Source organism: Candidatus Bathyarchaeota archaeon (genome assembly GCA_026014745.1).
Lineage (GTDB): Archaea > Thermoproteota > Bathyarchaeia > Bathyarchaeales > Bathycorpusculaceae > Bathycorpusculum.
Map to the genome: position 1 here is coordinate 472,508 of JAOZHS010000003.1, position 14,257 is coordinate 486,764.

Below are 14,257 nucleotides of genomic sequence, written 5' to 3' on the forward strand. Positions count from 1 at the left end.
TCAGTGGATGTTGAGGAAGATTTTTTTGCCATCTAACTCGGATTCGTGCCAGTCAGCTTCGTCAACTTCCCCGCGTTTGCTGTGCAGGTAGACTTTTCCTGTGCGAATCAGCCCCGCCATTTCTTCAAGGTACGGCTCCAAAAGAGTCATGCTTTCAGCGTCGAGTTCAGCGATATGCGCGGAGTCCAAGACGTCGGTGGGAGTGAAGCCCATCTCTTTACGCAACGCCTGCACGCGACGCGCTAAATCACGCATGATGCCTTCGCCGAGCAGTTTATCGTCGCGTTGACCGCTGATGAAGACTGTTAAGTCATTTTCTTGGCTGCTAACCCAATTTTCCCCGCCTACAAACTCAGGCACCGCATTGACGTATTCGGCGGATTTCACGTTAGTCAAATCCAGCAGTAACGGCTCAAGCGCCTTAAGCGCCGAGAGGGATTTTTCGGGTGCAACCACAATGAGTTTGCTAAGCGGCCAACGTCGCTTAAGCTTACCAGTCTGGCGGGCAGCGTTGGCGATGGAGACGGCTTTTAGTAGCAAATCGAAATCTGCTTCTAGTGCGGCGTTGCGGAGTTTCTCGTCGGGAACAGGCCAAGGCGCCATGTTAACGGTTTCAGGAAGCGTAGGCTCAAATGGTCGATAGACCTTTTGGTAGAGCGCCTCACTCAGAAACGGCGTGATGGGGTTGAAGAGCAGCGTGACGGTTTTAAGCGCGCTATGAAGCAGGGCGTAGATGGTTTGGCGCCGCTCAAAAGTGTCTGGGTCATCGGTCCAGAGTTCCTTGCGAATCATTGGCACATAGAGTCGACTGAACGTTTCGATGACAAAATCATCCAGTACCGCCACGGCAGCGTTAAATTCGCAGCGCTCCAGCTTGCCTGTGTAGTCTTCGATGCGAGCCTGCATCTTTGAGAGCAACCATAGGTCAGCGGATTGCAGTTTCTTGGAATCAAATGCCCATTGCACTGAATACCTTTCGGGGGTGAAGCCGTCGAAGGTGGCGTTTTGTAAAAAGAAGCGGCTCAGGTGATAGAGGGTGGAGAGTACTTGGTAGCTGCGGCGGGTTAGTTCTTGGAGGTCGAAGCTCATGAAGTCGGTGGGGCTGCATTTGCGGGTCATGTAGAAGCGGCAGAGGTCCGCGCTGTTTTTCTCCAAAAGCTGGCTGGTCTGGACGACGTTGCCGAGGCTTTTGCTCATTTTGCGTCCCTTCGCATCCTGTGTTAATCCCTGAAACAGAAATGCGCCATAAGGCGCTTCGGCTTTGCCCGTGAATATGACGTGTTCAAGCAGTAACGAGTTGGCCCAGCCGCGGGTTTGGTCAATACCTTCCGTTAACCATGAGGTAGGTACAAACCGCGCGTATTCCTCATCTGTAAAGCGCGCGTAGGGTGAGGCGCCGCTGTTATGCCATGTGTCGAGCACGAAGTCCTCTCTGCGCATGACGCCGCCGCATTTGCCGCATTTGAGTGTGACTCGGTCGACCCAGGGCTTATGCAGCTCGAAGTCGGCGGGGATGGGTTCCTGCGCGGATTCTACGAGTTCTTGTTTGCTGGTGACGAGGCGTTTTTCGCCGCATTCTGGGCAGGTCCACATGGGCAGCGGCGTGCCCCAGATACGTTCACGGCTGATACACCAGGGTTTGCCTTCTTTTAAAAAGCCTAAGAAGCGGTTTTTGGGTTCCTCATAGAAATATGCCACCTTCTCGGCTGCTTCGAGTACTTTTTGGTTGATTTTGTCTGTGCGTAAAAAGTATTCTTTGCGGGCGAGCCAGACGAGACGGTGGTGGCTGCGCCAGCAGGTGGGGTATTCGTGTTTGATTTTTTTGATTTTCACGAAGGCGTTGCGGCTTCGGAGTTCCTCGACGAGGGGCATGTCGGCGTCTCTTGCGAATACGCCTGCGAAGGCTCCTGCGTCTTTGGTGAATTTGACTTCATCATCAAACGGCGCGTAGATTGGGACGCCTCTGCGCTGCGCTGCCCAGAAGTCGTCTTCGCCGTTGCCAGGTGAGAGGTGGACGACGCCTGTTGCGGTGTCTACTTCAACGAAGTCCTCGGCTATGACGTGATGCACCAGAGGGTGTTTGGTTTCGTTTTCCGCCTGCTTAGGGATAATATCCTTGAGCGGATAATCGTATGCGGCGCCTTCAAGCGTTTTGCCTTGGACGCTGCCGACGATTTGGTAGGTTTCGATGCCGAGTTCCGCCATAACTGCCTCAACCCGTTGTTGCACCATAATCCAGACTTCTTCGCCGACCTGCACCTTGACGTATTGGGCGTTGGGTTGCACGGCGAGCATAGTGTCGGTGATTACTGTGAAAGGCATGGTGGTCCAGACCAAGAAGTACTCGTTTTGTGTGCCTGTGACTTTGAATTTGAAGTAAAGGCTGGGGTCTTCGACTTCTTTGTAGCTGCCCTCGTATCCGACTTCGGCGCTGGAGAGGCTGGTTTGGCAGCCGGGGCAATACGCGACGACGTAGTGTCCTTCTTCGAGGAGGTTTTGGTCCCAGGCGCGTTTGAGGATGCCCCATTCCCGCTCGATGTAGCTGTCCTTATAAGTCCAGTAGGCTTTGTCTTGGTTTATGGCGATGCCGAGTCGGCTGTCGGCGTCAAGCCACATCTGGTGGTAGCGCATAATTGCTTTTTTGCATTCTTCTATGAAGCGTTCCATGCCGTATTTTTCGATGGATTCACGTTTGTTGCGGGCGCCAAGGATTTTTTCAACTTCTAACTCTACGGGTAAGCCTTGGCAGTCCCATCCTGCCCAAAACGGCATATAGTAACCTTCCATGGTCTTCCAACGGTACCGAATGTCTTTTAGGATACGTCCACGGGCGTGTCCAATGTGGGGGATGCCGTTGAGTGTTGGGGGTCCTTCCACGTAGCCTAGGGTGCCTTTAATGTTTGGGCTTTGGGATAGGGCTTCGAGTTTTTCTCGGATTTTGTTTTGGATCCAGAATTCGCGGATTTCTTTTTCGAGTTCAAGCGGAGCGTAATTTGGAGGTAAACTCAGTTGATCAGCTTCGACGGGGGCAGTCATATGCGTCTCCAAACCGCAAAATACGCAAAAAGACTATATTAAGGTATAAACCGCCTTGGCAGAGAAAAAATCATCCAACCCCATGCTCATCAGGTTTGGCGGATGCATTAGATAGAGCATCTATACCCTCTTCCCTTGTTTTAAGTGCGGGGATTTTAACAGGATTCCAACAGGCTAATGCGCTTGTTCTTTGCCAATAGTGACCTACCCCTCTTAGGATTCTGCATAGAGTTTCTAATAGGCACCAAATATGCCGCTGCGCCCCTCCCCCTCTATCGTTTCAGCATACCTTGGATATTAGCATCCAAATAGACGCCAAATAGGGTGGATGTTACTCTGCTGTTTTATCCACGCGCCGATAAACTCGGAAAACGGAAAACGCAACCGTAACCACAGCCAAAACAACCACCACAACCACAATCACCCCGATGAAGTCAAATGAGGGGGTTGCTTGATTGGAGGATTGGTCACCGAGGGGTGTAGACGAGTTGGGTTGGCTGGTCTGGTTTTGAGGCAACTGTGTCGCTTGGGGCATCTCAGTTGCTACAGGTGGCGATGTTGGGAGGGGCGCTATGTTGTTAAGGTCAAGATTATCGGAGGAGGGAGCGTCGTTTTCTGGAGCTGTAAGGATGGGGTCATAGTTGACAGTTCCTAGGTTGTAGTCATCTTGGCTGTCATAAATGGTTTGGTTGATAAGTTGGGTGTCTGTGGTTCCCCACCAGTTGTTTGCTGCGTCTATGTTGTAGGGACCTTTAAGGTAGAGGCTATGGACAGTGTTGTTTAGGTCACGGTTGTTCACAATATTGTTATGACTGATAACAGTTGAAGATAGGGGGTCGCGGATGCCCACTTGATTATTTATGATAGTGTTATATTCGATGTCGCCGCCGCCCTGAATGCCCCAAAATTTGTTGTTAGCGATGTAGTTGTGCTTAATTGTTACTGAACTGCTAAAACTGTCAGGGTCAGATGATATTCCTGCAAGCACACAGTTTTCAATTACGTTCCCCTCAAGGGTTGCCTGTCCAGTAGCAGTGACTCCTATCCAGCAGTCAGTAATTTTATTATTGGCAAAATAGCCGTCACCGGCTGCGTTAATTCCATTCTGGTTTCGACCGCAAGTAATCGTATTCTTCGTAACTATTGGTGCACCAGCTGTAACAAAAATGGAGCCACTGCTAAAGCTACCAGTATATTGAAATACGCAGGAAGTAATTTTAGGTGAACCACCCGTCACTGACACGCTAACATTCACAAAATGTGCATTCTCAATTAGGCAGCCAGAACCCGCCTGCTCAACCCAGGCACTACTAGAAGAAGTAAATTCTAGTTGCGCGCCATTAAGAAGGTAAGTCGGCGGAGACTCGAAAAAGATACTTTTGTCGCTGGTGCCTTTTGCAATCAGGGTTCCGTTAACTTGGATATAGAATCCAGCGAGTTTAACGGTCACTCCGGGTTCAATGGTGAGTGTTACGCCATTTTTTACTCCAACTGGCCCCGTTAATGCGATCGGACTCTCTGCAGCAGTCCACGTAGCATCTGAGGTGAGCAAACCGCTTTTGTGAGTCTCACCCTGAACTGGAACAACAAAAAACAAGCCACTGAACACCATCAGCAGAATCAACGCTGCACAAGCGAGCTTTTGCATAATTGTACCCAAACAACAGCGTGGCTCTGCGGTTATAAAATTTACGAATACAGTTCTGAATGATTTTTATGCTTTTTTTGTGCCCATGCCGTACCAGAAGAAGACTTTTGCCACAACAGCCGTCAGAACAGCAGCCAGTATGCGAGTTAGAACAGTCAAAGCAAACCCCGTCACGCCTGTAACTAAATTTGCAGAAGAGGCATTCAACATGAAAAACAGGGCTAAACCGCCGATTGTGCAAGAGACAACACTCGATATTAGCAGTCGTTTGAAGTTATCTGAGCGCTTATTGAGAGCGCCAGCCATGTATCCAATCAGCATTGGGCTTAGAACATAAGCCAAAAGCAATGCGCCAGAGCCACTTATGCCATGATAACTACCAGACCAGTACAACGCATAGAGGGAACCCATCAAAAAGCCTGAGGCGCCTCCTGCCCACTGGTTCCATAGCAATCCAAGCGCGAGCGGGACGCCAGTTATAACGACAAGCTCAAAAAGCTCCATAGTTATGCCGATAACAATGCCGGGTTCTCCGCCGATGATAGACTGCAACTGGGAAATCAGAAAGATAACGAAAACAGCGATTACGGGAAGAACAACGCCGAATAATAGGTCATTTTTTGTCCATTTCTTCCAATCAAGAGTCATACAGTCGCCTGCTTATAGCTTGTCAGCGCTAATGAGTATTTAAAGTGATTGCAAAAAGGAGAGTTAGGCTTTTTTGACGGCAGAAACTTTGATGCTTACAACTGAGTTTGCAGTCGCCTTTAACTCTTCGGAAGATAGGTTTAGATTGTCTAGGGTGCCTTTGAATGCGTCTTCGCTAATTATGAATTCAAGAGGATAGTTTTTCTCGTCGATTATAGTTACGTCTCCAAAGCCCGCTTGACGGATTAGGTCGAGGTATTTGTCTTTTAGTTCAGCGCCAGCTATGCAACCGGCATATGCTTCGACATCTTTCTGCACTGCCTCAGGCAAAGCATTCAACAAAACAATATCTGAAACCATTATTCGACCGTTAGGTGCAAGAACCCGGTAGGCCTCCTCGAAGACGCGTTTTTTGTTGGGAGCAAGATTGATTACGCAATTTGAGATAATCACATCCACCGAGTTGTCGGCAACGGGGAGGTTCTCGATTTCGCCGAGGCGGAATTCGACGTTTGTGTATTTGCCTTTGGCTGCGTTTGCTCTTGCTTTGTCAAGCATTTCGGGGGTCATGTCTACGCCGATTATTTTGCCTTGTTTGCCCACTTTCTTTGCGGCTAAGAAGCAGTCAAAGCCTGCGCCTGAACCTAAATCTAGGACGCGTTCGCCTTCTTTTAGGGATGCCAGCGCGGTTGGGTTTCCGCAGCCGAGTCCAAGGTTGGCGCCTTCGGGGACAGAGTTCATTTCGTCTTCGCTATACCCTACGAGGTTGCTTACTTGTTTGTTTAAGGGCGGCGCTGAGCAGCAGCTGCTTGAGGCGCAGCAGGAGCCACTGGTTTTAGCGACTTTTGCATAACGGTTTCTGACTTCTTTTTTGATATTTTCTTCCTTCATACGTGATTCTCCGGGTTAGTTACTGATTTTATGAGTGGACCCAACACTTGGGTTACGGCGCCTACAAGGCGGTCGGCTCTTACGAGCATGATGCAGCAGACTTCGCCGTCTTTTTCGCAGGCGACTACTGCGATTTTTTCGTTAGGTTTTATGTTGGCTTTTTCGCGTAAGTCTTTGGGCAGAACGATTTGGCCTTTGGCATCCATCGTAACTATGGCGTCGATTCTACAGGTGTCGTCTCCACAGCAGGACATAACAATCACTGCTTTTCCCAATAAAGCAGCCGAATAAATAAACATTTCCGATTTTTCTGAAAAATACGATAAATCAAACAAATAAGGGCGCCCACACGTAAAACAACACACCAACATCAAAAAACACGGACGGATTTTGTAGTCAAGAAAGTGTGACTAAACCAGAAACAAACACACCTGTTTTGTCAAGAAAGTTTGACAAAAATACTTTTAATCCAAAACAAACCTGCTTCATAATGATGAATAAGAAAACACTTTTCACAACAATTTGCATCGCATCAATGTTAATTCTGTCCGTGACAGAAGCTCAGCTGACGCCTCCAACCTCCACAGGCAACTACAACCTCACTTACCACTGTGGCGCAACCGCAGGATTATTCAGTGAAGAACTGCACGTTTCGGTACCAGCGTCCCTCTACGATTACTATAGCGGGAAAACCATCAAAATCATAGGCGATAGTGATTACTCAAAACTTGTAACCCCCGACGCAGTCACTCCCATTGCAAAAAACCTCCAAGAACTCACCCGCAACAGCCCACGCAGCGATGAAGCATTCGCCAACGCCGTGCTAAATGTAATCCACCAAATTCCCTACCAAACTGACGACGTAAAGTACCCCATAGAGACCCTTGCAGAAAACAATGGCAAATGCGACTCACTATCACTTCTGGCTGCCTCAATAATGAAAGCGGGCGGGTTAGACGTAGTTTTGCTCTATTTCAAAGATGTGCACCACATCAACATCGGCGTTTATCTAGAGGATGAGCCGCAGACAAGCTTGTGGGGGCAAAAACCAACAGGTTACAAATTGAACGGCAAGACTTACTGGATAGCTGAGTGCACGCCCTCAGTGAATTGGAAAGTTGGAGAAGCGCCGCCCCTGTTAGTTGAAGAGAGACCCTGCATTATTTCGCTCGAAGCAACTGAGAATTCGTCACCTGCAAAAATTTCATCGCAATTAACCAAGCCGCATGCATCATCAATATCCGTCAATTTAAGCTCTGATGAAAAAAACAGATTCACAATCTCAGGTTCAATTACGCCCGCGTTTGAGAACGCCACTGTTTCGGTGTACTTTAGCAAAGATCGAATCTCCTTCAATTCGATGGAAACAAAAACTGACAGACATGGAGAGTACTCTTTTGTTTGGAGCTTTAACTTAACGGGCACATACTACATTCGAACTAGCTGGAGTGGGAACGAAGAATATGCAGGAGCAGATAGCGAGAGCCTCATGGTGTTCGTTGGATTTCCACAGACTTCAATTGAGTTGGATGGGCTTGGATATTATTACACTTTCACGCCTGTAGAAGCCGCCAATCAAGAACTAAAGGCTATGCAAGGAGTTGAGGACTTTTTGGATTTCCAAGTTTCGGGTCCAGCAGTCTATCTTACTGGCGAATTTATCGTCCTAGAAAATGAACACGACATAATCAAGACAGAGAGCAAAACAGTTACGCACAGAAAAATGGATTTGCTGGCAAGTATTTTTGGAAAGATACAATCTTGGCGACACATGCAAATGACAACGCCAGTAGACGTCCCAGCAGGGTCAGTGCCGGTAAGAGTACCTGACGATTTTGAGCAGACAACCAATAATCAGTTCAGTTTTTTCCTCTGGAGAAGCAGCGAAAGCAGTTACAGTTGCAACATTAGAGGAGTGGATGATTATGAAATGGGCGAATTAGACAAGTGCTCCCAAACGGCTATTCTAAATACTACGGATCTTGTGACAGAAAACACGTGGTATAAAGTTCAAGCCCGCATAACACAAGACGGCGTAACAGCGACAGTATATGATTCTGAGGGTAAAAGTATAGAAAGTATTAGCGATGACAACGCGAATTCGAGCCTAGCAGTAATGCTGACAAATAACAAAGACAGAGTTGTAGCCTTCAAAAACTTGAGCGTAACAATACCAGAACAAACACAGCAAACACAAAGAACGCCGATCATGATTAAGCTGCTAGCTCTTGGCGCAATAATGGTACTTTTTTTGGGCGCAGTTTCCGTTAAAAGACGCTGTTTTAAATCCGCCTCTTCAAAGCAGGATGCTGAAAGACGCAACCACTTTTGACCGGCGCCACTTAAAATACACAAGCACTGTTGAAGCCAGAGTTAGAACAAATAGAATGAACATGAATAGAAACTCGGGGGGAGTTCTCTCGAGCAAAGGGAAGTGGGAAAGCGAGAAGTAAGCCGTTGCTGAAAGGTAGTCCCCTTTTTCACCGGTTGCAAATACCTTGATAATGTAGTCTCCGCTTGGAAGATTCTCTAGGGTACAGTTTTCGCTAAGTTCACCGTTATAGTGGGTATCCATTTTTTTCCAATCCCACATTAAATAGGAAGCAGCAGAAAAGTTGGTGTTAACCGTAAAAGTTAGGGGCACAGTATCGGTGTAGGTTTGGTTTGTTGGAGAAAGAATTGTCAGAACGGGTACGACGTAGTGTGAATCCACGGGGAAGGTTCGATATGTTGAGAGGTCATTGGCGTAAGCGTATATGGTGTGGTTACCTTCTGTGAGACCTTCTACGATGATACTGGTTCTATATGATGTGATGTCTTGGTCAAACGGAGAGTAGTACCACTTGTTCACCGTGAGGTTTCTCAGATACACCAAGGGTTGCTCATCGATGCTATACGATATGAAGTTGACTTTTGGCGGTTCAGCGGGTCCCTCTTTAACATAAGTTACTGTGATTGTTAGGTTTACGGTGCTGTTTTGGTAACTGTAATGAAGCCTTGAGTCAATGGCATCGGTGGGAAAGAAGATTCTAACTTGAGTAGTTGCGGGTTGAGGGTTTGCCAAAACAAAAGGAAACATCGCTTGCAAAACGATTAAGGTCAATATAGAAAATAGGGCTAATTTTTTTCCGTTCATTGCCTCAAGGGACTGTTAATTTTTTGGCTTAAGTGCTTTTTCGTCAAACTTTCTTGACTAAGCAAACAGCCACTCGGCTATAGTTACTAATAGGCGCCAAATAGGTGGTCAGGTTAAGTTACGGTGATTGAGACTACGCCTTTAACCCACCGCTGCGCATACTGGTCGCCACCAATTACGAGGCGCAGGGGGCCTTCGCCGCCGCCCTTCAAGTCGGTCAGGGGGGCTCCGTCTTTGGCGTAGGCAAGCAGGGTGCTGTTGTTTTGGGCATCCTTGAGAAGCAGCGTTGAGCCGTAAGCGTCTGAAGCCTGTACATAAACCGAAGTTGCATTGCTCGATACCTCAACAAGGCCGAGCAGGTCTTTTAGGAGAACCCCCGTGTAGTTGAAGACGCCGTTCTCTTGGGGACTACCGCTCGAAACAAGGGTGGCTTGGACGGTAACGGGGGGGAGGGCGTCTATTTCGGCAAGGGTAAGATTCTGGGGGCTGCCCACGTTGCCCTTGATTTGAAGCGTTCCCTCTGATGCGTTTATGGGATGCGCATAATAGTAGAGCGGAACAAGGGCTAAAATTAGGACTGCGAAGAAGGCGATTACGAGTTTTGTGTTTGACTTCATAGGGGCACCTTTGGGTTTGGTGGTTTTTTGGTTAAACCAATCTTTTTGACCCGAACAAGAAGCAGGTTGGCTAAATAGCCGCCTATACCGCCGCTAATAGCCGCCACCACCATCAAAAAAGCCAAAACCACAGGGGGCAAAACAAGCACCAAAGAACCGACAAGAAAAGTGCCTACTGCGTTGGCGAGGGCGGAGGCTATGATGCAGCAGGCAAGGCAGCAGGCTTTGTGACGGGTGATTAAAAGGAAGGCGTCTATGGCTAGGCCGGGCCCAAGGTAGATGACAAAGGAGAGCAGGCCGAAGTTTCCGTAAGGCATGACTAGGCTCATGCAGGCTTGGATGAGGGCGGTTAGGGTGGCGGCGCCTTTTTTTTGGATTAAGCCGTAGGCCATGACTAGCCACATCATGTAGAAGCCTCCTGCGACGGCTCCTGTGGGGATGTCTAGGGGTCCGGTTATTGTGCCTATGAGGGGGCGGAGGAGTTCTTTGGAGGCTATGCCCATGCTGGCGAAGAGGGCGGTTAGGACTAGGTCTGTGGTTGCGATTTTTAGGTATGATTTTGGTGGTTGGATTTGGGGTTGCATATGGGACGCCGTTGTTATTTGCTAATCATATCGTTGGCTAAACAATCGCCGACATGCTTATATAATAATATCGGTAACTTGGACAACAACCGACATAACCACACAGTAATGTCGGCAAGTTGAAAAACAAGAAAGGAGAACCAAAATGACCCAACAAACCAAAACCAAAACACTCACCCTAACCCTCCTAATAATCCTCGCTGCAACAGCCCTAACCGCAACCACAACCGCCCTACCATCCACCGCTACCCTCACCCTCAAATCAGGCACCAACACAACAGTCCTAACCGCAGCAGACATACTCGCCATGCCCGCCTACACCGGCATCGGCGCAGTCCGAAGCGGCGGCTCCATCAGCCCCAGCACAATCGGCAGCTACACCGGCGTACCCCTCCTCTACCTCTGCAACCTAATCGGAGGCATCCAACCCACCAGCTACATCAAAATCACCGCCAGCGACGGCTACTCAACCATGCTAAGCTACGACCAAGTCCACGATAACAACTTCGTCCAATACGACATAAACACCAACACCGTCATAACAGACCAAGACCCCCTCATCATCGTTGCCTACGCAAAAGACGGAGCAGAATTAACCCATGACCTAGGTGCACCATTCAGAGATGTAGTAGTCAGCGAAGACGGCATGGCAACTTATGGCAACGTCATGGTCAAATACATCAGCAGCATCGAAGTCATCAATCCCCCAACAACCCCCCTGAGTTGCCAGACTACTGACAGCAGCGGCGCAGCCCAAAGCACCTTTAACGCGGGAGAAAACGTCTACCTCAAACTCACCGGTCTCTCGGCATCCACAAGCTACCCCGTATATGTTGTTGACGACGTCGCAACTTGGACCGTTCGCGTGGCGCTCCCTACCCCTGTTTCTGGATCTGCCAACAGCGTCACCACGGACAGTTCAGGAAATCTTGCCCCAACCAGCATCTACCCCAACGCTGCCCCAGGCAAATACGACATAATCTTAGACGTCAACAGCGACGGCATATACGACGAAGGCGACCTCTTGATTAACAACGTCGTAACCACCGCAGGCGTATTTGTCCTACCTGAATACAGCCTCGGAGCCTTCGCAGCCATCACCGCATGCTTCGCCGCCCTAATCGCCTACGCAGCCCTAAAAGCAAAAACCGCCAACCCCCTGCTCAACTCGAACAGACGGTTCTAAGAGCCCCCACCAAGGGGAGCTCCTCCTTATTTTTTTTCAACACTCAGAGGAATCCCACATGACATCCAAAAAGTCAACCTCAACCGCTAACAAAAAAATCGCCATAATAGCAGCAGTTATTGTTCTTGTGGTATCTTTGGCGATTGTGCAAGCCCAACTAAACCTTTTACAAAACTCCAACAACCCAAACACAAACGTGCCAAGCCCAACACCCGGCGCTATTTCATCAGCATCCCCCACGGCAACAGCAACACCAACTGCTTCACCTAAACCGACCCCAAAGACAGACCCAACACAAAGCCCCACCCAAACGTCGGCACCCGCACCAACAGCCACCCCAACACCTACGCCAAGCGCTTCACCCATACCCGACTGGAACGTTTCCATAACAGGCAACGTCAACAGCCCCCAAACACTCAGCCTAAGCCAAATCGAAGCTCTACCCGCCACAACCATTAATGCTACTCTAAGGTCCAGCGGGCACCCCGAAGACAACGGCGACTACCAATTCACAGGCGTAACCCTTTGGAGCCTACTGCAACAGGCGGAAATCAAGGCGGGTGCATCTATGGTTACGGTCAGGGCTTCGGATGGTTTTAGTGCTTTGTTTTTGGTTTCAGAAGTTGAGGGTAATTCTCAGGTTCTGCTGGCTTATCTCAAAGATGGGCAACCGATACAGGTTGAGGCGCAAGGTGGAGACGGCCCAGTTCGGCTGGTTGCGGGTTCTGATGTGTATGCGAACCGATGGGTCAAGTTCGCAGTAGGCATCGAAGTCACATAAACATCAATGGAGAAAAGAGAATGGTTTACTCAAAAAAACACAATTTACGTCTAATTTCAATTTTGTTAGTGTCTTTGGTGGCGTTTGGCGGCGTTGCCCTATCAGGGGTTGTTAATGCGCAGACCACACCATCACCCACTACCTTTTCGGTTATTTGGATAAGCGACACCCAATACCTTTCTGAAGTGTACCCCGCATACTATGACAACCTCTGCCAATGGATAGTAAACAACGTCGACACCTACAACATCAAAATGGTAGTGCACACAGGAGACCTCGTCAACGTCCCCACCTCCAACACGCAATGGACCAACGCTAACCACTCCATGAGCCTACTCTTAGACAACAACAGCCCCTACTGCTGGGATGCAGGCAACCATGACTATGAATCCAATTATTGGATTGGCAACCAATACAGTGCCTTTGACCCCGACGTGATGGCTACAAAACCGTATTGGGTGAGCACCTGTTTTGACGGGTTAAGCACGGCAGTCCACTTCAACGTGGCAGGATGGGAATGCCTCATCATAAACCTCGCTTTCAACGCAAACGAGACTACGCTGGCTTGGGCAAACAACCTCTTAGACACATACCATGGAGCTCATGCGATTGTGGCGACCCACGCTTATCTGGATCAATACGGAGGCTATAATGCTTGGGCGGTGAACCTCAAAAAAACAGTTTTAGACCCGCACAGCAACGTGTTCTTGACGCTAAGTGGACACTTCCACCCTGAGACAGGTTTTCGTACGCAGGTGGGTGAGCGGTATGAATTGTGCTTTAACCAGCAAGACGCCGACGCTGAAAAAGGCGCAGCCGCCGCCCGAATCTTAACTTTCAACCTTCGAGAAAAAACCTTAACCGTTCAGACCTATAACGTCTACACAGACCAATTTAACACTGATACAAACAATCAATTCACTTTAGACATCGCAAGCGCAGTGCCCTCGGGGCTGTTTGTGCTTCCAGAGTACCAGTTTGTGGGGGTTTCGGCTGTGGCGGCGTGTTTTGCTGCGGCAGGGGTTTTTGTTGTTGGGAAGCGGCGTTTGGGCTAAGGGTTCGCGGCTTTTTCGTCTTTTTCTTTTTTCAAAACTTTGCCTTGTTTAAGCTTCAAGTTTTTGAGGGGTGGAAATTATTTATATTAGCCAAAGACTCATCCAAAGGCAGGGCAAACAATGGTTCTGGTCGTTGCGGCAGTAGGCGTAAGCGGGTCAGGAAAAACAACCACCTTAGAATACTTAGTAAGTAAACTCTCCGAGGAAGGTTACCAAGTGGGCGCCATCAAACATGTCCACCATAAAGGCTTCACCATAGACACCTCGGGCACCAACACCTGGCGCTATGCAAAAGCAGGCTCCAAAATCATCGTAGCTATCTCCCCCGAGGAAGTTGACATCATAAAAAAGACAAATCTGGAGCTTGAAAGCCTCGACCAAGTCATCGCCCTACTCGAAAACGAGAAACTCGACATCATCTTCATAGAGGGCTTTCATAAACTCATAGCCAAACGGTCCGATGTCCCCAAAATCGTAACCGCCAAAGACCAAGAGGGACTAAAGCAGACATTAGAGGGCACGTCCCCGCCGATTCTTGCGGCAACAGGCTTATTCTCCCGCGACACAGAACAAACAAGCATCAACGGGGTAGAAATAATTAAAATTCCTGAAGAAGGCGCACACCTCATCAGCTTAATCAAAGAAGAGCTAAAAGCTCGACAATCGGGGGTTTAG

The 14,257-nt window shown here is 48.8% G+C and carries 13 protein-coding genes; 5 read left to right on the forward strand and 8 right to left on the reverse strand.

The features are described from left to right. The 5 genes from ileS to NWE92_13655 form a co-directional block, all read right to left on the reverse strand. On the reverse strand, window positions 1–3,036 hold the full coding sequence (gene ileS, locus NWE92_13635) for an isoleucine--tRNA ligase (GenBank protein ID MCW4030672.1): 3,036 nt from the start codon (window positions 3,034–3,036) through the stop codon (window positions 1–3). A 331-nt stretch (window positions 3,037–3,367) separates the two neighbouring features. Next, window positions 3,368–4,684 (reverse strand): right-handed parallel beta-helix repeat-containing protein, encoded by a 1,317-nt coding sequence (locus NWE92_13640; GenBank protein ID MCW4030673.1) that lies wholly within the window; start codon window positions 4,682–4,684, stop codon window positions 3,368–3,370. Between the two features lie 66 nt (window positions 4,685–4,750). Then, entirely contained in the window at window positions 4,751–5,332 is a 582-nt protein-coding gene (locus tag NWE92_13645; GenBank protein MCW4030674.1) for a hypothetical protein, read from the reverse strand. A 63-nt stretch (window positions 5,333–5,395) separates the two neighbouring features. Further along, window positions 5,396–6,223, reverse strand: a complete 828-nt coding sequence (gene arsM / locus NWE92_13650) for an arsenite methyltransferase (protein MCW4030675.1) — start codon at window positions 6,221–6,223, stop codon at window positions 5,396–5,398. Next, complete coding sequence (locus tag NWE92_13655) at window positions 6,220–6,498, reverse strand: HgcAB-associated protein (GenBank protein ID MCW4030676.1); 279 nt, start codon at window positions 6,496–6,498, stop codon at window positions 6,220–6,222. Before NWE92_13655 ends, arsM begins: the two co-directional genes overlap by 4 nt. A gap of 215 nt (window positions 6,499–6,713) precedes the next feature. Between NWE92_13655 and NWE92_13660 the strand changes: the two genes are divergently transcribed. Continuing rightward, a complete protein-coding gene (locus tag NWE92_13660; GenBank protein MCW4030677.1) occupies window positions 6,714–8,555 on the forward strand; it encodes a hypothetical protein in 1,842 nt (613 codons plus the stop codon). Here NWE92_13660 and NWE92_13665 read toward each other — a convergent pair. The 3 genes from NWE92_13665 to NWE92_13675 form a co-directional block, all read right to left on the reverse strand. Then, on the reverse strand, window positions 8,520–9,359 hold the full coding sequence (locus NWE92_13665; GenBank protein ID MCW4030678.1) for a hypothetical protein: 840 nt from the start codon (window positions 9,357–9,359) through the stop codon (window positions 8,520–8,522). The genes NWE92_13660 and NWE92_13665 overlap by 36 nt on opposite strands. A gap of 113 nt (window positions 9,360–9,472) precedes the next feature. Continuing rightward, a complete protein-coding gene (locus tag NWE92_13670; GenBank protein MCW4030679.1) occupies window positions 9,473–9,976 on the reverse strand; it encodes a molybdopterin-dependent oxidoreductase in 504 nt (167 codons plus the stop codon). Then, on the reverse strand, window positions 9,973–10,560 hold the full coding sequence (locus NWE92_13675) for an ECF transporter S component (GenBank protein MCW4030680.1): 588 nt from the start codon (window positions 10,558–10,560) through the stop codon (window positions 9,973–9,975). The genes NWE92_13670 and NWE92_13675 overlap by 4 nt, the downstream gene beginning before the upstream one ends. A 145-nt stretch (window positions 10,561–10,705) precedes the next feature. On the opposite strand from NWE92_13675, the gene NWE92_13680 reads away from it, so the two are divergent. From NWE92_13680 to mobB, 4 genes are all read left to right on the forward strand, one after another. Further along, on the forward strand, window positions 10,706–11,746 hold the full coding sequence (locus NWE92_13680; protein ID MCW4030681.1) for a molybdopterin-dependent oxidoreductase: 1,041 nt from the start codon (window positions 10,706–10,708) through the stop codon (window positions 11,744–11,746). A 58-nt stretch (window positions 11,747–11,804) separates the two neighbouring features. Continuing rightward, the gene (locus NWE92_13685) at window positions 11,805–12,527 is read left to right on the forward strand and encodes a molybdopterin-dependent oxidoreductase (protein MCW4030682.1); all 723 of its coding nucleotides are present in this window, start codon (window positions 11,805–11,807) and stop codon (window positions 12,525–12,527) included. A 20-nt stretch (window positions 12,528–12,547) separates the two neighbouring features. Continuing rightward, window positions 12,548–13,582 carry a metallophosphoesterase gene (locus NWE92_13690; protein MCW4030683.1) on the forward strand — a complete coding sequence of 345 codons (1,035 nt, stop codon included), beginning with the start codon at window positions 12,548–12,550 and terminating at the stop codon, window positions 13,580–13,582. Window positions 13,583–13,702: 120 nt separating this feature from the next. Next, window positions 13,703–14,257 (forward strand): molybdopterin-guanine dinucleotide biosynthesis protein B, encoded by a 555-nt coding sequence (mobB, locus tag NWE92_13695; protein MCW4030684.1) that lies wholly within the window; start codon window positions 13,703–13,705, stop codon window positions 14,255–14,257.